Annotated in this window: 17 protein-coding genes; 9 read left to right on the plus strand and 8 right to left on the minus strand. The window is 43.9% G+C overall.

All coding sequences use genetic code 11. The features are described from left to right. Nucleotides 1–439: 439 nt before the first annotated feature. Nucleotides 440–991, plus strand: coding sequence for a flavodoxin family protein (locus tag GYX26_RS03390; RefSeq protein WP_174828073.1), 552 nt, complete (start codon nucleotides 440–442; stop codon nucleotides 989–991). 111 nt (nucleotides 992–1,102) lie between these two features. On the opposite strand, the gene GYX26_RS03395 is transcribed toward GYX26_RS03390, so the two are convergent. Then, nucleotides 1,103–2,083, minus strand: coding sequence for a TerC family protein (locus GYX26_RS03395; protein WP_304944910.1), 981 nt, complete (start codon nucleotides 2,081–2,083; stop codon nucleotides 1,103–1,105). Nucleotides 2,084–2,394: 311 nt separating this feature from the next. Between GYX26_RS03395 and GYX26_RS03400 the strand changes: the two genes are divergently transcribed. Then, nucleotides 2,395–2,568, plus strand: a complete 174-nt coding sequence (locus tag GYX26_RS03400) for an urea transporter (RefSeq protein WP_144235420.1) — start codon at nucleotides 2,395–2,397, stop codon at nucleotides 2,566–2,568. Nucleotides 2,569–2,910: 342 nt separating this feature from the next. Here the strand turns inward: GYX26_RS03400 and GYX26_RS03405 are convergent, their stop codons facing one another. Then, nucleotides 2,911–3,363 (minus strand): hypothetical protein, encoded by a 453-nt coding sequence (locus GYX26_RS03405; protein WP_174828075.1) that lies wholly within the window; start codon nucleotides 3,361–3,363, stop codon nucleotides 2,911–2,913. Between the two features lie 604 nt (nucleotides 3,364–3,967). On the opposite strand from GYX26_RS03405, the gene GYX26_RS03410 reads away from it, so the two are divergent. Together GYX26_RS03410 and GYX26_RS03415 are read left to right on the plus strand one after the other, a co-directional pair. Beyond that, the gene (locus GYX26_RS03410; RefSeq protein ID WP_174828077.1) at nucleotides 3,968–4,117 is read left to right on the plus strand and encodes a hypothetical protein; all 150 of its coding nucleotides are present in this window, start codon (nucleotides 3,968–3,970) and stop codon (nucleotides 4,115–4,117) included. 306 nt (nucleotides 4,118–4,423) lie between these two features. After that, complete coding sequence (locus GYX26_RS03415; RefSeq protein WP_174828079.1) at nucleotides 4,424–5,389, plus strand: urea transporter; 966 nt, start codon at nucleotides 4,424–4,426, stop codon at nucleotides 5,387–5,389. Between the two features lie 168 nt (nucleotides 5,390–5,557). Here the strand turns inward: GYX26_RS03415 and rpmE are convergent, their stop codons facing one another. Together rpmE and cysS are read right to left on the minus strand one after the other, a co-directional pair. After that, nucleotides 5,558–5,773, minus strand: a complete 216-nt coding sequence (gene rpmE / locus GYX26_RS03420; RefSeq protein ID WP_100090964.1) for a 50S ribosomal protein L31 — start codon at nucleotides 5,771–5,773, stop codon at nucleotides 5,558–5,560. Nucleotides 5,774–6,023: 250 nt separating this feature from the next. Then, on the minus strand, nucleotides 6,024–7,433 hold the full coding sequence (gene cysS, locus GYX26_RS03425; RefSeq protein ID WP_174828081.1) for a cysteine--tRNA ligase: 1,410 nt from the start codon (nucleotides 7,431–7,433) through the stop codon (nucleotides 6,024–6,026). A 314-nt stretch (nucleotides 7,434–7,747) separates the two neighbouring features. Here cysS and GYX26_RS03430 point away from each other — a divergent pair, with 314 nt between their 5' ends. Both GYX26_RS03430 and GYX26_RS03435 read left to right on the plus strand, forming a co-directional pair. Next, the gene (locus GYX26_RS03430) at nucleotides 7,748–8,443 is read left to right on the plus strand and encodes an OmpA family protein (protein ID WP_174828083.1); all 696 of its coding nucleotides are present in this window, start codon (nucleotides 7,748–7,750) and stop codon (nucleotides 8,441–8,443) included. An 874-nt stretch (nucleotides 8,444–9,317) separates the two neighbouring features. After that, complete coding sequence (locus GYX26_RS03435; RefSeq protein WP_100090960.1) at nucleotides 9,318–9,563, plus strand: hypothetical protein; 246 nt, start codon at nucleotides 9,318–9,320, stop codon at nucleotides 9,561–9,563. A gap of 119 nt (nucleotides 9,564–9,682) precedes the next feature. Here GYX26_RS03435 and yidC read toward each other — a convergent pair whose 3' ends face one another. From yidC to rpmH, 4 genes are read right to left on the minus strand one after another with little or no spacing between them, the layout of a single operon-like run. Further along, on the minus strand, nucleotides 9,683–11,335 hold the full coding sequence (gene yidC / locus GYX26_RS03440; RefSeq protein WP_174828085.1) for a membrane protein insertase YidC: 1,653 nt from the start codon (nucleotides 11,333–11,335) through the stop codon (nucleotides 9,683–9,685). Nucleotides 11,336–11,356: 21 nt separating this feature from the next. Then, nucleotides 11,357–11,566, minus strand: a complete 210-nt coding sequence (yidD, locus tag GYX26_RS03445; protein ID WP_100090958.1) for a membrane protein insertion efficiency factor YidD — start codon at nucleotides 11,564–11,566, stop codon at nucleotides 11,357–11,359. Continuing rightward, nucleotides 11,563–11,922, minus strand: a complete 360-nt coding sequence (rnpA, locus tag GYX26_RS03450) for a ribonuclease P protein component (protein ID WP_100090957.1) — start codon at nucleotides 11,920–11,922, stop codon at nucleotides 11,563–11,565. Before rnpA ends, yidD begins: the two co-directional genes overlap by 4 nt. A gap of 8 nt (nucleotides 11,923–11,930) precedes the next feature. After that, nucleotides 11,931–12,065, minus strand: a complete 135-nt coding sequence (gene rpmH, locus GYX26_RS03455; RefSeq protein WP_004283944.1) for a 50S ribosomal protein L34 — start codon at nucleotides 12,063–12,065, stop codon at nucleotides 11,931–11,933. A gap of 222 nt (nucleotides 12,066–12,287) precedes the next feature. Here rpmH and dnaA point away from each other — a divergent pair, with 222 nt between their 5' ends. The 3 genes from dnaA (at nucleotide 12,288) to gyrB (ending at nucleotide 17,741) form a co-directional block, all read left to right on the plus strand. Further along, nucleotides 12,288–13,916, plus strand: a complete 1,629-nt coding sequence (gene dnaA, locus GYX26_RS03460; protein ID WP_174828087.1) for a chromosomal replication initiator protein DnaA — start codon at nucleotides 12,288–12,290, stop codon at nucleotides 13,914–13,916. 15 nt (nucleotides 13,917–13,931) lie between these two features. After that, complete coding sequence (dnaN, locus tag GYX26_RS03465) at nucleotides 13,932–15,035, plus strand: DNA polymerase III subunit beta (RefSeq protein WP_174828089.1); 1,104 nt, start codon at nucleotides 13,932–13,934, stop codon at nucleotides 15,033–15,035. 315 nt (nucleotides 15,036–15,350) lie between these two features. Further along, nucleotides 15,351–17,741, plus strand: coding sequence for a DNA topoisomerase (ATP-hydrolyzing) subunit B (gene gyrB / locus GYX26_RS03470; protein WP_174828091.1), 2,391 nt, complete (start codon nucleotides 15,351–15,353; stop codon nucleotides 17,739–17,741).

The following is a 17,741-nucleotide window of genomic DNA, read 5'->3' on the forward strand; positions in this document are numbered from 1 at the left end:
TGCCCTGTCGGCTGACTATTTACGGGCAGATTCTGAGAAAATCTGTTATGTATTACTATCCGGAAATGGTTTTTTTGCCTGATGTGTATGCTACCGCTGCTGCTGATTATCTGTAAGCCGATAAAGGCAGACGGCCATATTATTTATCATACCTGAATACCAATATTTAGGGATGATTTTGTATTTAATTCAGTTTAACAATTATTTACCGTGTTATCAAGCATACAATAAATCAATGAAATATGACTGTGAGGCTGAACATTTTTAATGCATCAAATAAGCTGTCTTCAGGTATGTGAAGATTTCTGCGTTGGGATATTCATGGTTTCCTGCTGGGCAATAATGGATATTTTTGTTTCCTGAAACGCTCTTGCCGTAGCAGCACTTGCCGGCTTAAGCTGTTTTAGTACTTAATCAATCATACATAAGGGATATACAAATGAGTAAACTGGCAATTGTGTTTTTTTCCGGTTACGGCCATACCCGTAAAATAGCTGAAGCAGCGGCAGCAGATACCGGTGCAATACTGGTGGAAATTGATGCTAATGGTGATCTGGATGATGATCAGTGGCAACAGCTGCATACTGCCAAAGGGATTATTTTTGCAGCTCCTACTTATATGGGCAATGTACCATGGCAATTCAAGAAATTTGCCGATGCCACCTCGGCATTATGGGCACAGCGCGCCTGGCAGGATAAAGTATTTGGCGGATTTACCAATAGCGCCAGTTTTAACGGCGATAAGCAGGTAACCCTAATCTGGATGCAAACTCTGGCGGCACAGCATGGTGGTATCTGGGTAAGTCTGGGGCTGTTGCCGGCAAATACCAAAAATGCACAACGTAATGATGTCAATACACTTGGCGGTTCTGTTGGTGCTCTGGTACAGACACCAGCCGACGCCAGTGTGGATGAAATTCCGCGCGGCGATATTGAAACGGTTAAAATTTATGTGGCACGAATAAGTGACATTATTAACAAATTAGGTTGAAGGTATTCAAACCAATCCCGCATATCAGCCCGGTATGCCATTACTTTATACCTGAAAGACAAAGCAATGGCATACCGGGCTGTTTGGATAAGTTAAGTGTAGTGTATTGTTTTAATGAGTATCCGGCTGCTGTCTGGTTTTCCACCATGAAGCAAGTATGGCAATCAGTAAGGCACTAAATACTACTGCCAGTGAAGCAAAAGAAGGAATATGCCACCACTTGGCAACCAGCATTTTGCCGCCGATAAAGGTTAATACCACCGCCAGCCCGTATTTAAGATAGATAAATTTTTCTACCACATTGGCCAGCAAAAAGTACATTGCGCGCAATCCCAGTACCGCAAGAATATTGGAAGTAAAAACAATAAACGGATCGGTGGTTACCGCAAAGACAGCCGGAATGCTGTCAACGGCAAATACCACATCGCTTAATTCAATCACAACCAAAGTAAGCAGCAAGGGAGTAGCCATGCGCTGGCCGTTTTCAACGGTAAAAAACTTCTCCCGATTCAACTGCTCACTTACGCGCATATGCCGGTGTAGCCATTGCACCAGTGGATTATCAGCCAAGCCTTTATCCTCAGCCTTTTCCGGCAGCATCAGCTTAATACCACTATAAAGCAGAAATACGCCAAACAGATACAATACCCACTCAAAACGGCTAACCAGCACCGCACCTAAAGCCACCATAATGGCGCGCAGAACAATCGCCCCCAGTACCCCAAAAAGTAAAACCCGATGCTGATATTCAGCCGGTACCTTGAAATAACTGAATATCAATACAAATACGAAAATATTGTCGACTGATAGCGATTTTTCCAGCACATAGCCCGTGAGAAAATCCATTACCGAATCCGCAGCTACTTCCGAACCAAACGCAGGATTATGTGCCAGTTCAAAATACAGCCAGGCAGCAAATCCCAGAGAAACAGCAATCCATACAGTTGTCCACAGCAGGGCTTCTTTTGTACTAACGCGATGTACACCCTCTTTTTTCAGCGTGAACATATCAATCGCAATCATAACAATCACAATGGCGATAAATACGCCGTAAAATAAGGGGGTACCTACTGAATTCAGTTGTGGTTGCATGCATTCTTCCTGCTAAATATTTTTATCATACAAAATCCGGTGACAAGACTAATTCCAGATTCAACAGTCCTGTGAATGGCACTTTACAGGCCAATAATTGAACAATAGCATAGATAATCCCCCTATTGTCATTAGTTGTGCCGATACAAAAAGTCTGGTTATGCTATGGATACCGATGGTGTGCCCATAATTACGCTGCTGCCAGAACAAACACCGTTTGTATTTTGGATACATATTCTATTATTGTATCCATATTGTTGATGGCAACTTTGGTATCTGGTTAAGGTGAAAATTAATAAAGAGAAATCCACATGAAAATGCCATCGGTACGCCAGCACTGGCATAAGTTAACCAATACCAATCATCTTTGCCAGTGTATTGATGTTATTCTGCGCAGCTACGGGCAGCTTATGTTGCAGACTAATTCTCTTTCCGGGCTGATTTTTTTGGTAGGCGTATTGCTTGGCGGCCATAGTGCCGGCTAGCCGCAGACTGGTTTGGCCTGTTTACTGGCCGTTACCTCTGCCAATGTGGCGGCGTATCTGTATCAGCCTAACCGCAAAGCTTAGCATTAACAATTTTGATTCCTGCCTGCTCGATACTGTCTTAACCCCTTTGTGTGAAAAGGCACTATATTAATGGTTAAAAGTATAATGATTCACACTTTTTAGTTCCCACTGCATACCTGTTGTTGGCAACTGTATTTCTATTTTTAATATCTAAAACACAAGATAAGGCATTGAATAGTATTAATGCATGAAAACAGGGCTTAGTGCCCTGCTGTCGTATTTGCTATCTGATTACACTATCAAGCCAATTATTTCAGTTTATTTTGTTTCACAATCAGAAAGTGAAAGATGCACACTAAATATTTCTTTATCTTTTATATAATAATAATGGTTAACACCATTTGCGAATGACTCTCTGAATTTGACAAGCTCAGGATTGGTACCACAATAAACTTGTTTCAGGTTACTAGTAGTAATTTTTTTAGTCCCGGGCAAATCTAGCTCATCTTTATTTATATCCATGACATATTTATAATTAATCGTATCATTCTCTTTATAGATATCAACCAGATTGGAATTTGAATCAACTTTTTTAGGAAGATACCGCTTAGCATCGCTAATATACGCATCCTGAATTTTACCAAGCTCTGATTTTTCAGTTGATTGTGCTATATCACTACTGGCTTTATTTGCATCTGCTGATTTCGAATTGTCACAGCCAAAGAGCACCAGACTCATTGACATCAGTGTTATTGTCTTTAAAACTTTCATAGTTATTCCGTTTTAGTAAATTATAAAAATATTATTATTATCATTGTTTAAATAAAATAACAAGTTTTTTCATAATATTTCTTTTAATTAATACTTGTATAATTTTCTAAACCTATCGAATTTAATTTAAACTTATATAATACCAATGGATTTTTTTAACTATTTTAAATTCTAATTGATATTTTAATCTGAAATTAAGTTTGAAGAAAACCGCTAGCCTGATCACTACAATGATATTTAACCTGCTGTATTTTGCAGCTGATAAGGTTCTTGGCTTTGCTGGCGTATTTTTATGCAACAGCACGCTGGCAGGAATAATTTTTAGTCAGATATTGGTAATCAACTTACTCTGAATAACTATTTACGCACTGGCAGGCTACGTATTCCTTAAAATAGTACTGCTCAAAGTAGAAAATTCTTTCTAGTAACCCAAAGGGAATTTAAATATAAAAAATGCCTGAACACCAATTTATATCTATTTTATAGGATAGCCAGATTGTACTGTGAGTTATAACTTAATCTCAAAGGTAAAGCTTGAAAATACATACCACCACAAAGTCGGGACTGGTTATCGGCAGTCAATAAGCAAGGTGAGTGTTGGTCAATGGATTTTATGTGTAACAGTAGTCGACATCAATACAGATTCAGAACATTCAATGTGACAGATGGCTTTAATCGTGAGGTGTTAGGCATTGATATTGTGGTTAGTTTACCGGCGGGTAGTACTACCCGTTATCTGCCCAAACTGTGCTGAATATCATGGCTATCCTTTAAAAACAAGGTTAGACAACGGCCACAATTTACCAGATAAATATTTATTAAGCGAAAATCTCATGCATTATTGAATAAGATAACATCACGTAAATATGAATATTGTACCGAGAAGCGTGATTTCCTATGTGAGATATGCAGTAAAGCTGGGAAAACTATATAACCAGCTCACTTAGTTCCAAATAGCACGCATTCTCTTTTATAATTATTTTAAACCTTTATCGTCATGGCTATTGAAGGCAACTTGTCTGACCAGCCAAAGTGAAAAAATAAAAAAGGAGAAATGCGGATGAAAATGCAATTTGTACGCCAGCACTGGCATGAGTTAACCAATACCAACCGGCTTTACCTGTTTATTGATGCTATTCTGCGCAGCTACGGGCAGGTTATGTTGCAGAATAATCCTCTTTCCGGGCTGATTTTTCTGGTAGGTGTGATACTTGGTGGCTATAGTGCGGGCAAGCCACAAATTGGCCTAGCCTGTTTGCTGGCCGTTATCTCTGCCAATGCAGCGGCGTATCTGTATCAGCTTAACCGCAAAGCATGGCAGCAGGGAATTTATGGTTTTAATGCCTGTCTGATTGGTATTGCATTAACTACTTTCTGCGAAAATTCGCTATATTTATGGTGCAGTATCGTGCTGGCCGCCATATTATCGGTATTTATTACACAGGCATTCAATACGATATTACAGCAATGGTGTTTACCCTGCCTGACTATACCTTTTGTACTGACTACATGGCTGTTTTTACTGGCCGCACCATCATTATCTGCGCTCACACTCTATCCGCCACTCGCCACATCTGAGGCACAGATTTCGGGCTATAATCTGCTGCACCTTGTTCCAGATAGTATTCTCGGCATTGCTGAGGTATTTTTATTTAACAGCACGCTAGCCGGAATAATTTTTTTAACAGGGCTAGCAATCAACTCACTCAGAATAGCTATTTACGCGCTGGCCGGTTCTGTACTTGCAATTGGTGTTGCGGTGTTGTACGGCGGTCAGATAGCTATCATTTCTCAGGGACTCTACTCTTTTAATGCTATTTTAACTGCTATTACGCTGGCCACTTTCAGCAGTAATCAGGATGTTAAAACCAGTCTTTATATTGTGTTTGGAATTATACTAACTGTATTTACTCAGGCAGCCTTAGCCACGCTGTTCAAGCCATTTGCCATACCGGTACTGACTATGCCATTTATACTGGTAAGCTGGTTATGGTTATTATTTAATCAGACTCTGAATCAACGTTAATTGCTATCAATAGGATGATGCATTAATCACACAGAAAACTATTTTTGCTGATTAATAGATGCACAGGCAGATACAGCTCATTAGCACAGATTACAAATATCAGATTACCCAATAAAAAAGACTGCCCTCAGGGCAGTCTTTTCAGGTGCAAGATGTTGCAAACTATGATTAACGTTTGAACATATTGCCGTATTTTTGGTTGAATTTGTCCACGCGACCAGTAGAGTCAACAATTTTCTGTTTACCGGTATAGAACGGATGACATGCAGAGCATACTTCAATATTGAAAGTATCTTTTTCCATTGCGGATTTAGTTACAAAAGTATTGCCGCAAGAGCAGGTCACGGTTACGTCGTGGTAGTTTGGTTGAATGCTGTTATTCATAGTATCGTCCTCGGTTGGCGGGTACAGGGGTTGTGCCTGTACCTCTTGAAACGGATGTTTGCAATCGGATAATTATACTCGCATGGGTAAGATTTTCAAGTGAATCAGCACATAGCAGCTACAACATCAAGCCGGCTGACAAACACAAAACAGCAGAAGCTGCCCGATTGATTACATCCTGCTTTTTTCAGTGTAACACTGCTGTCAAGACCTATACATCTGACTAAAGCAGCCGTTTATACAGAACAATTCAGGCACGGCGCCAAGTAGTACCACTGGCACCATCTTCCAGCACAATACCGGCCGCAGTAAGCTCATCGCGAATCCGGTCTGATTCTGCCCAGTTGCGCTCTGAACGTGCCTGTTGTCGTGCGGCAATCAATGCCTCAATTGCCGCGTTATCCAACCCCTGCGCTTTTTCACCTACCTCACCCTGCAAAAAAGCTTCAGGCTCACGTTGCAATAAACCCAGCAAGCCGGCCAGCTCTTTCAGGCATCCCGCCAGTTCAGCATCATGAGTTTTGTTGATTTCATTGGCCAGTTCAAACAGAACAGCTACTGCTTCCACAGTAGCGAAATCATCATTCATGGCTGCATAGAAGCGACGCGTATAATCATTTAATTGCGCATGCACGCTTATGTCTGCTGCCGGCGTATTTTTCAGGGCAGTATACAGACGGGTTAACGCACCTTTGGCATCATCCAGATGAGCATCAGAATAATTTAACGGGCTGCGGTAATGTGCACGCAGAATGAAAAAACGCACGACTTCAGCATCGTATTTTTGCAACACTTCGCGGATAGTGAAGAAGTTTCCAAGAGATTTGGACATTTTTTCATTATCCACACGAATAAAACCATTATGCAACCAATATTTAACATGGCTGGCAAAGTGATTCTGCTCATCACAACAATCCTGTTTTTCGGCACCACAACTCTGGGCAATTTCATTTTCATGGTGCGGAAACTGCAAATCGGCACCACCACCATGTATATCAAATTTTTTGCCCAAAAGAGCCTTGCTCATGGCAGAACATTCGATATGCCATCCCGGGCGACCGCGTCCCCATGGGCTGTCCCACGCAGGTTCATGCGGCTTGGCGGCTTTCCATAACACAAAATCCAGCGGATCACGCTTATGCCCGTCAACATCAACCCGCTCTCCGGCACGCAGATCATCCAGACTTTTTCCACTCAGCTGCCCATAGGGCGGATATTCACGCACTGCATAAAAAACATCGCCGTTATCAGCCACATATGCTTTGCCATTTGCAATGATGTCTTCAATCATGGCTATCATTTGCGCTATATACTGGGTGGCGCGTGGTTCATGGTCTGGCGCAAGTACGCCCAAAGCCGCCGCATCTTCACGCATGGCCTGAATATAGAAATCTGTAAGCTCGGTAATACTGATGCCTCGCTCATTGGCACGAGCAATGATTTTATCGTCTATATCCGTGATATTGCGTACATAATCTAGCTGATAACCCAGTTCACGCAACCAGCGTGCTACCACATCAAATACAATCATTACCCGTGCATGGCCAAGATGACAATAATCATAAACCGTCATACCACACACATACATGCGCACCTGTTGCGGATTAATCGGTGTAAATTCCTGTTTGGTTCTGGTTAAGGTGTTATACAAGCTGAGCATGTCTGTTTCCAAATTAACTGAATGGTAGCACTGTACCCGGGTAATTTATTTGTATAAGGTTAAACTAGCTATTTTCAAGAGCCAGAGAGCCTAAAAGCACGATTACAGTAGTCTGAATTGTAATATAGCGCAGTATAAGTTGTCGTCTAAAGCAGTTTTAAACCAAAAAAATACTTTTTGCATACAGATAGTACTGCTTTTTCTGTTTATGTGTATAACCCTCTAAGCCGGGTGTCTCACTTGCTTTTCTGCTACAGATGACATAAAACATTAATCGTGGGAACCAAAACAAGTTTTAAAGAGAAGGAGTAAGTATGACTATTATGAAACCATTGGCTGCACTGGCAGCCGCTACCACTCTGGCCTTAACCGGCTGCGTTACTGATCCAACTACTGGCCAGTCACATGCCAGCAAAACTGCCGTATATGGCTTAAGCGGTGCTGCCGTGTGCGGCATTGTAGGCGCGATTACGCATAACAGCCGCGGTGCACGCAACGCAGCGCTGGGTTGTGGCGCTGTTGGTGCCGGTATTGGTGCCTATATGGATTATCAGGAAAAACTGTTACGCCAGAAATTGGCCAATACCAATGTTGATGTTCAGCGCGATGGTGATCAGATTAAACTGATTATGCCTGAAAATGTAACTTTTGCTACCAATAGCTCAGAATTAAGCGGCTCCGCTACTTCTTCCCTGTCATCTGTAGCCGAAGTATTGGCTAAATATGTGGAAACCACTATCAGCATCGCTGGTTATACAGACAGCACAGGTAATGACAGCATCAACATTCCTCTGTCACAACGCCGTGCTCAGGCAGTTTCCAGTTTCCTGACTTCACGTGGTGTGGCTTATAACCGTATCAGTGCGACTGGTTATGGTTCGGCCAGTCCGATTGCCAGCAATGCCACAGTTGAAGGCCGTGCGAAAAACCGGCGTGTGGAAATCCGGGTAAATCCGGCACCGCAGGCGCAAACCATGACTACACAGCAAACTACAACCTACGTACAGTAATTGCTGAATCAGGCCTGACTGATTGCAGTGCAATTTAATCAATCAGGCCTGTAAACCAGCAAACCAAATTTTTTCATAGCATATTTATTTATATTTACAACCATGGTAAAATAAATTACATTTATTAACCATCAAATTAATTAAATATGTCAAACCAAACAAACTCTAATATTAGCACCTCTTCTGGTAACACTAGCTCAGTCATGTCTGTAGGCGACTGGTTAATCACGCTTCTTATTTTCTGCATTCCCCTTGTCAATCTAATTATGATGCTAGTATGGGCTTTTGGTGGCAATAGCAATCCTAATCGCGCCAACTTCTGCAAAGCCTATTTAATACTAATGGTAATTGGAATAATCTTATGGTTTGCACTCATGGCAGTATTTGGAAGTATTCTGGCCAGCTCTATACCTGCTAATTAATTCATATTCTTGATAACAAATCAGAAATTCTGATTTGTTATATATGATTTAGCATACCTAATATTAATAACTGAATCAGTTTTAATACATCAAAAATACAAGGTATATAAAAAAGCACTTTTAACTGAAGTGCTTTTTTATTTTAAATCTAAAGTTACCAATAAGACCTGATTAGGCAGACGCTTCTCCTCATAAACTGGCCGAGAACTGGCCGAGTTTCAAAATTTGCAGATGTCTTACTACGGATGCAGTATAAAAATCTGAGTCCCCCAATGCAATCAAATGGCCACATATCATCTAAACTATTCCTGTTTCAGCTAGCGCAGAAGCCGACATCATTAATTACCAGAGCATCTTCAATTAAACCGTCCGTTTTTGTTATTTATAATATAAATACCTGCCTTTATATTATAATTTCATGAAACTTCAAAAATATAATCAAGGTTAATAATATGGCTACAAATTCATACAAATACGATAGAGAGTCTTCAGCACAAACAGCTCCGGTTATGTCAACAGTCGACTGGCTAATCAGCCTGATTATCCTGTGTATTCCTATAATCAATCTAATTATGATGCTAATATGGGCATTTGGTGAAAATGATAATCCTAACCGCTCCAATTTTTGTAAAGCTTCTCTGGTAATCATCACTGTTTGCATGGGACTAGGTGTGTTGTGTGTCATTGCCTACGACTAGCAAACCATAATGACATCCAAATCTGTATGCTGGTGTGAGTCAATAATCTGCAAAGCACTAATCAGGCTTATCTACAAAAAAAGCACTTCAAAATGAAGTGCTTTTTGCTATCAGCTAATTTATACATCCAGTGAACGATGCAGCTTCGCCTGCCGTTCAATGCGTTTGTTGACAAACCATTGCTGTGCCAGAGTCAGAATATTATTCGTCAACCAGTACAGTACCAAACCAGCAGGGAAGAAGAAGAACATCACTGAAAACGCTACCGGCATGATTTTCATCATTTTTGCCTGAACTGGGTCTGTTGGCGGCGGATTCATGAATGTTTGCAGATACATAGTTAGCGCCATCAGCACAGGCAGGATGAAATAAGGGTCTTGACGTCCCAGATCGGTAATCCAGCCAATCCATGGTGCACCGCGCAATTCTACCGAAGCAAACAGCGCCCAATACAAACCAATAAACACCGGAATCTGCAACAGCATTGGCAAACAACCGCCTACCGGATTGATTTTTTCCTTTTTGTACAGCGACATCATTTCCTGCTGCATGCGCATGCGGTCGTTACCGTACTGGTCTTTCAATGCCTGTAGGCGTGGCGCCACAGCACGCATCTTGGCCATCGATTTATACGATGCATGGGTAAGCGGAAACAGAATCGCTTTTACGGTGAGTGTCAGTAGAATAATCGCCCAGCCCCAGTTATGCACCAAACCATGCCACCAATTCAGCAGCCAGAACAAAGGCGAAGAGAACAGCGATACTTTACCGTAGTCTTTAATCATCTGCAGGTGATCAGCAACTTTGGTAATCACTGAATAAATCTGCGGACCAGCATACAGAGAAATACCAAAGCTGCCGGTAGCATTGGCACCAATATCTTTTAACGGCACGCGCACACCAGCCGAATACAGGCCATCACTGCGTTTGCGGATATCAATCCGACAGTCACTGCTGCCACAAACACTGCTACCCTCTTTAGGTTGCAGAATCCATGTGGTCATAAAGTAATGCTGGGTCATGCCGATCCAGCCAGTGTTAGTCTTACGCTGATAATCTGCCTGATCGCGGCCGGAAGCGTAATCACTGTCCAAATCCTTAAAGGCTACTTTTTCAAATTTGCCATTCGGGGTATACAACACCGGGCCAGTATAGGTATGGTCAAAATAACCGCTACCTTCCGGTTCCTTGTCATCACGCAACACACGATAGGCCACATCCATTTGCAGTGGCTGGGCATTGTGATTGGCAATTTCATAACGCAGCCCAATCAGATAGCTGCCTTTGGTGAAGGTGTAAATTTTGCTAACCTGCACGCCATTTTGTTCCGCAGCAGTCAAACGCACATCCAGTTTGTCACCATTAAGCGTGTACTGTTTTTGTGCAGCAGTAAATGTCAGGTTTTTAAACTGATAGTCACCCTGACGGTTTAATAACACCGACTGGGCAATATACTGATGGCCATTAGCACCGTTATCCAGCAACACAAAAGGCTTACTGGCATCACTGGTAGCTTTGTATTTATTGAGTGTGAGCTGGCGTAAATCACCGCTTTTTTCATCAATAATTGCCTTAACGGTATCGGTGGTAACCGTTACCGGATCCGTTTTACTCAATGCACCTTCAGCAGCCACATCGGTAGAAGTAGCATTGCTGGTGGATGATGTTTGTTGTGTTGCAGGCTGATTTTCGGGTTGTGGGTATAACTTTTCCCAACCCAGCAAAATTGCCATGGTCAGCACAAAAAATATCAGTAATCGTTTGAAATCCATAGTGTATTCCGTGTGTGTTCGCTAAGGAAGTGGGTCATGACCGCAACCACCCCATGGATGACAGCGGCAAATGCGCTTTAGCGCCAGCCAGCTACCCCTAAATACCCCGTATTTTTGCAGCGCCAGTACTGCATATTGCGAACAGGTCGGGCTATATCGGCAACGTGGTGGCAGCAGCGGGCTAATGGCATACTGGTAAAACCGGATCAGACCCAGCAATAAATATTTCATTGCGACGTTGTTTTACACCCGTCAGTTGCCACAAGCAACTGCTGTAAAGTTCTGACAACGCCAGCATAATCCTTATGCTGGAAAGGCTGGCGTATGCGAATGATTATATCGACCGGCGGCAATTCATGCCGGTGCAGGCGAAACCATTCCCGTAACACCCGTTTCATGTAATTGCGCCGGTTGGCACGTCTGGCCACTTTTTTGGCAACTATCAGCCCCAGACGCGGGAAACCTAAAGCATTGCGTGCCTGAAATACCTGAATCCAGGCACGGCTTTTTTGGCAACGTAACGCAAAAACGGATGAAAAATCATCCGTTTTTAATAGGCGATATTTTTTGCCAAAATGATAATCCATTCTTGTTCTTACACAGCCAAACGTTTACGACCCTTGGCACGACGGGCAGCCAGTACAGCACGTCCGCCACGGGTTTTGCTGCGAACCAGAAAGCCATGAGTGCGTTTGCGACGGGTAACGGATGGTTGATAAGTACGTTTCATAATTTATTCCCGAATTAACTTTAAATAAAACGTGGCATTACACAACAAGAACAGCACTTTGTCAATCAATATAATCTACAGCAAAGCTTTATGGCAACTGCTTTAACATAAAGTGCAAATCATGGTCAGAAATCTGTTTATTGCGTATAATTAGCATAATAGGCACTTTTTACTTCCAGCCTTTAGCCCGTCCCGATTGACAGACAAATTTAAGCTTCACGCATGACCCTGACAGAATTTTGGCCACAGTGCCTATTGCAATTAAAACAGAGCCTGCCCTCCCAGCAATACCAGATGTGGATTGCTCCGTTAACCGTAGGCGAGGAAAATGGCAATTGGGTAATTTTTGCGCGTAATACCTTTACATTTAATCATATCCGCGAACGTTTCTGGCCATCTGTCGAAAGCGCCAGACAGGCTATCCTGCCGGATGGAAACATACCATTAATTCTGAAAATCGGCCAGGGACAATCCTTGCAGGCGGCCACACATGCAGTACCGCTAAACGTCGCAGCCAGCCCTGCTCCTGCCGCGGTTACGCCACCGGCTACAGCGGTGACTGAGAATCCGCCAGCAGCCAAACCAGAAACAGACGCAGCAACTCCCGAGGTGACACCTAAAACACGTGCCACACCAAAACGGACTGAATCTGCTCAGGACATCATCGCCAAGCGACTGCGTCACAGCCAGTCTAAAAGCGATAGTAGCCCTGCTGACAATGGCGAAAGCAGCAATACCAAACCGGCCAAAGCAGAAAAACACGAAGTGGCTGCACCAGCAACCGCATCAGATTCAGCACATGAAAACAGTAAAAAATCCCGCTATACCGAAACCAATCTGAATCCCGAGCACACTTTCGCTGCTCTGGTACAGGGTAAAGGTAACCGTCTGGCTCATGCCGCCGCCCTGTCTATCGCAGAAAATCCCGGCAACAGCATGTACAACCCGTTTTTCGTCTATGGCAGTACCGGTCTGGGTAAAACCCATCTGGTACAGGCAATTGGCAACCAGCTTTTTGCTACTGATGCCAAAGTAAAAATACGTTATATTCATGCCGATGAATTTATCCGCGGCATTATGAATGCATTCCATGCCAAATCCTTTGATGCCATGCGCCAGCAATATCAGCAGGTAGACTTGCTTATCATGGATGATGTGCAGTTTATTGCCGGCAAAGACCGTACCATGGAAGAGTTTTTTTACGTCTATAATCATTTAATTGACGAAAAAAAACAGGTTATCCTTACCTGTGATACCCTGCCTACCCATATTGATGGCATGGATGACCGCCTGAAATCACGTTTTTCCTGGGGGCTGAGTCTGGAGCTCGAACCGCCAGAACTGGAAATGCGTGTTGCTATTTTGCAGAAAAAAGCCGAGCTGGCACAGGTAAAACTGGAAGACGAAGCCGCGTTTTTTATTGCCAAGCATATCCGCAGCAATGTGCGCGAGCTGGAAGGGGCATTCAAGCGTGTAGTCGCACAAAGCCGTTTTGCCAGCCGTCCGATTGATGTGGGCTTGGCCACAGAAGCATTACAGGATATTCTGGCAGTCAATCACAAACCCATGACTCTGGAACACATCCAGAACACTGTAGCCAAGTTTTATGGCATCACCATTAGTGACATGGTGGGCAAGAAACGTACCCGCACTCTGGCTCGTCCGCGCCAGATGGCCATGACATTAGCAAAAGAACTTACTCCACTTAGTTTACCCGCTATTGGTAGCGGATTTGGTGGCCGCGACCACACAACGGTCATGCACGCGGTAAAAAGCATCTCCAAACTCCGTAAAGATGATGCCGAAACAACCAAAGCGTATGAAACCTTAATGATGATTTTGCGAGATTAAACCAAGGAACAGAATATGCTGATTTTACAAGCAGAACGCGACAGTTTGCTCAAACCGCTGCAAGCCGTAACCGGTATTGTTGAGCGTCGCCACACCTTACCGATACTGTCTAATGTATTGCTGGATAACCATCAGGGGCAAATCAAAATTCTGGCCACCGATCTGGAAATTCAGATTGATACCGTAGGGCCAAAAAGTGAAGCAGAAGATTTTCGCATCACCACCAATGCCAAAAAACTACAAGACATCCTGCGCGCCCTGCCTGCTGGTGCCATAGTGTCACTAGACTGGAACAACAACCGTCTGGTGCTGAAAGCCGGTAAAAGCCGCTTTAATCTGCAAACCCTGCCAGCAGAAGACTTCCCGCTGATGAGCGTTGGCGAAAATGTCGATGCCACCTTTACCCTGCCACAGGAAATGTTCCGCGAAATGCTGTCACAGGTACAGTACAGCATGGCTATTCAGGATATCCGTTATTACCTTAACGGCCTGCTGATGCAAACCGAAGGCAATCAGCTGCGTCTGGTAGCCACTGACGGGCACCGTCTGGCCTATGCTGCCTGCAATATCGAAGCAGATTTGCCTAAAGCCGAAGTGATTCTGCCCCGTAAAACCGTACTGGAGCTGTTTAAGCTGCTCACCTTCCCCGAACAGCCGATAACCATTGAACTTTTGAATAATCAGGTGCGTTTCCGCTGCAATGACACCATTATCGTTTCCAAAGTGGTAGATGGTAAATTCCCGGACTACAACCGTGTTATTCCATTAGATAACGATAAAATCTTCCTAGCCAATCGTAGCGAGCTGTTGGGCGCACTGGAACGGGCAGCCATTCTGGCCAATGAAAAATTCCGCGGTGCCCGCCTGCAAATCCAGCCCGGCCTGCTCAGTGTTACCTGTAACAACAATGAACAGGAAGAAGCACGCGAAGAACTGGAAATTGCCTATCAGGGCGATACACTGGAAGTAGGTTTTAACATCAACTATCTGATGGATGTATTGCGCAATGTACATGCGGAAGACTTGCAGCTAGCTTTTGGCGATGCAAACCGCTCCACCCTGTTTACTATCCCCAACAACCCCAATTTTAAATATATTGTGATGCCAATGCGTATTTAAGCGTTATTCATACAATCACTTAGCTACGGCCGTAAACCAGCCTGCTGTTTTCACAACAGCCTAATCTGGTTTACGGCCGTTTATTATTTACATTCAGCATTATTATCCATAAATAAAAATCAGCCAAAACATCATGTTAAATATAACAACCAGCTGAAAAAAAGCTGGTTTTCTGTTATAATATTCTTTTGGTCAATTGCCCTGAAACAGGCCTGTGAATACTGGCAAACCGGAAGTATGCTTATCATCATATCAAGGCTACAGGCGCATTTTTTAACGGCATGACCACTGCCCCAGATTTAGTAAAGAATTCTTATGACCGATCACAGTTCTGAAGATTACGGTGCCGACAGCATCAAAGTACTAAAAGGTTTAGATGCCGTGCGCAAACGTCCCGGCATGTATATTGGCGACACTCAGGATGGCACCGGCCTGCATCACATGGTATTTGAAGTTCTGGATAATGCCATTGACGAAGCACTGGGTGGTTATTGTGATCACATCACCGTAGCCGTGAATGCCGATAACTCCATCACCATCGAAGACAATGGCCGCGGTATTCCTACCGATATGCATCCGGAAGAACATCGTTCCGCTGCCGAAGTGATTATGACCATACTGCACGCTGGCGGTAAATTTGATAACAACAGTTACAAAATTTCCGGTGGTTTGCATGGTGTAGGCGTCTCTGTAGTCAATGCCCTGTCTGACTGGCTGCGCCTGACTATCTACCGCAATAATAAAGAACACTATGTTGAATTCTGCCGTGGCGATGTCGTAGCACCGCTCGTTGTAGTAGGCGACACCGACAAACAGGGTACACGAGTACAGTTTTTAGCCAGCACCGAAACTTTCGGCAATATCGATTATCACTTCGATATTCTGGCCAAACGCATCCGCGAACTGTCATTTCTGAACAACGGCGTCAGCATCGAACTTTTCGATAAACGCGATGGCAAGCATGAGAATTTTGCTTTTAGCGGCGGTATTGCCGGCTTCGTTCAATACATGAGCCGCAACAAAACAGCCTTGCATGAAAAAGTTTTCTACGCCTCTGGTGAAAAAGATGGCATGAGCGTTGAATGTGCCATGCAATGGAACGACAGCTATCAGGAAAATGTACAGTGCTTCACCAACAATATTCCCCAACGTGATGGTGGCTCCCATCTGACCGCTTTGCGTCAAGTGATGACCCGTACCATCAACAACTACATTGAAGCTAATGAAGTAGCCAAAAAAGCCAAAGTAGACACCAATGGCGATGATATGCGCGAAGGCCTAACCTGCGTATTATCCGTTAAACTGCCCGATCCAAAATTTTCATCCCAAACCAAAGACAAACTGGTTTCCGGCGAAATCGGCCCGGTGGTTAACGAAGTACTAGGCAAAGCCCTGTCCGAATTTCTGGAAGAAAATCCAATAGATGCTAAAATCATCACCGGTAAAATCGTCGATGCAGCACGTGCACGTGAAGCGGCACGTAAAGCACGTGAAATTACCCGGCGCAAAGGGGTAATGGATGGCTTGGGACTGCCGGGCAAACTGGCAGACTGTCAGGAAAAAGACCCAGCTTTATCAGAACTATATCTGGTCGAAGGTGATTCGGCCGGTGGTTCCGCCAAACAGGGGCGTGACCGTAAATTTCAGGCCATTTTACCGCTGAAAGGTAAAATCCTGAATGTAGAAAAAGCCCGCTTTGAAAAAATGCTGGCCAGTCAGGAAGTGGCTACCTTAATCACCGCGCTGGGTGCGGGCATCGGCAAGGAAGAATTCAATCCTGAAAAACTGCGTTACCATCGCATCATCATCATGACCGATGCCGACGTAGACGGTGCACACATTCGTACCCTGCTGCTGACTTTCTTTTACCGGCAAATGCCTGAGCTGGTAGAACGTGGTTATGTTTATATAGCCCAGCCGCCGCTTTACAAGGCCGAACGCGGCAAGCAGGAGCGCTATCTGAAAGACGAGTTTGAAAAAGATCAGTTCCTGCTCACACTGGCACTGGACAAAATACAGCTAATTATTGGCGACAGCACCCTTGAAGGTAATGCTCTGGCTGAAATTGCCAAACAATATATTCTGACACAAAGCATAATTATGCGTGAAAGTCGCATCATTGACAGTGCGGTATTGAACGCCCTGCTCTCCTTGGATGAAAATCTGGATTTAAGTACCGTAGCCAGTGCCGAAAAAGCAGTGCAGACATTAACCACCCTTGTTAATGATGACAATCTCAAACTGGAACGCATCGGTGCTGATGACGAAGTGCAAATGATTAAAATCACCCGTCAATTGCATGGTAATCGAATGGTCAGCTATCTGGAACAAAAATTTGCTGAAAGCCGCGCCTACCAGATTATTCGCCAGACGGCCGCCACCTTAAACGGCATCATTGATGCACCAATTGAAGTGGTTAAAGGTGACAATAGCAACAAAGTTACCGGCTTTGCTCAGGCGCTGGACTTATTGATGACTAACGCCCAGAAAGGACTAAGTATTCAGCGTTATAAAGGGCTGGGCGAGATGAATCCGGAACAGCTATGGGAAACCACCATGGATCCCGCAGTACGCCGGCTGCTGAAAGTCAGAATTGAAGACGCCATGGCTGCGGATGATGTCTTTGTTACCCTGATGGGTGATGAAGTCGAACCACGGCGCGCATTTATCGAAAACAATGCCTTAAATGCACAGGTAGATATTTAA

This window comes from Snodgrassella sp. ESL0253 (genome assembly GCF_013344965.1).
Lineage (GTDB): Bacteria > Pseudomonadota > Gammaproteobacteria > Burkholderiales > Neisseriaceae > Snodgrassella > Snodgrassella alvi_B.

What these genes read in the sequence shown, in the direction of transcription:
- GYX26_RS03390 (WP_174828073.1), top strand. Translation starts at nt 440, where the DNA reads ATGAGTAAACTGGCAATTGTGTTTTTTTCCGGTTACGGCCATACCCGT.
- GYX26_RS03395 (WP_304944910.1), bottom strand. Translation starts at nt 2,083, where the DNA reads ATGCAACCACAACTGAATTCAGTAGGTACCCCCTTATTTTACGGCGTA.
- GYX26_RS03400 (WP_144235420.1), top strand. Translation starts at nt 2,395, where the DNA reads ATGAAAATGCCATCGGTACGCCAGCACTGGCATAAGTTAACCAATACC.
- GYX26_RS03405 (WP_174828075.1), bottom strand. Translation starts at nt 3,363, where the DNA reads ATGAAAGTTTTAAAGACAATAACACTGATGTCAATGAGTCTGGTGCTC.
- GYX26_RS03410 (WP_174828077.1), top strand. Translation starts at nt 3,968, where the DNA reads ATGGATTTTATGTGTAACAGTAGTCGACATCAATACAGATTCAGAACA.
- GYX26_RS03415 (WP_174828079.1), top strand. Translation starts at nt 4,424, where the DNA reads ATGAAAATGCAATTTGTACGCCAGCACTGGCATGAGTTAACCAATACC.
- rpmE (WP_100090964.1), bottom strand. Translation starts at nt 5,773, where the DNA reads ATGAATAACAGCATTCAACCAAACTACCACGACGTAACCGTGACCTGC.
- cysS (WP_174828081.1), bottom strand. Translation starts at nt 7,433, where the DNA reads ATGCTCAGCTTGTATAACACCTTAACCAGAACCAAACAGGAATTTACA.
- GYX26_RS03430 (WP_174828083.1), top strand. Translation starts at nt 7,748, where the DNA reads ATGACTATTATGAAACCATTGGCTGCACTGGCAGCCGCTACCACTCTG.
- GYX26_RS03435 (WP_100090960.1), top strand. Translation starts at nt 9,318, where the DNA reads ATGGCTACAAATTCATACAAATACGATAGAGAGTCTTCAGCACAAACA.
- yidC (WP_174828085.1), bottom strand. Translation starts at nt 11,335, where the DNA reads ATGGATTTCAAACGATTACTGATATTTTTTGTGCTGACCATGGCAATT.
- yidD (WP_100090958.1), bottom strand. Translation starts at nt 11,566, where the DNA reads ATGAAATATTTATTGCTGGGTCTGATCCGGTTTTACCAGTATGCCATT.
- rnpA (WP_100090957.1), bottom strand. Translation starts at nt 11,922, where the DNA reads ATGGATTATCATTTTGGCAAAAAATATCGCCTATTAAAAACGGATGAT.
- rpmH (WP_004283944.1), bottom strand. Translation starts at nt 12,065, where the DNA reads ATGAAACGTACTTATCAACCATCCGTTACCCGTCGCAAACGCACTCAT.
- dnaA (WP_174828087.1), top strand. Translation starts at nt 12,288, where the DNA reads ATGACCCTGACAGAATTTTGGCCACAGTGCCTATTGCAATTAAAACAG.
- dnaN (WP_174828089.1), top strand. Translation starts at nt 13,932, where the DNA reads ATGCTGATTTTACAAGCAGAACGCGACAGTTTGCTCAAACCGCTGCAA.
- gyrB (WP_174828091.1), top strand. Translation starts at nt 15,351, where the DNA reads ATGACCGATCACAGTTCTGAAGATTACGGTGCCGACAGCATCAAAGTA.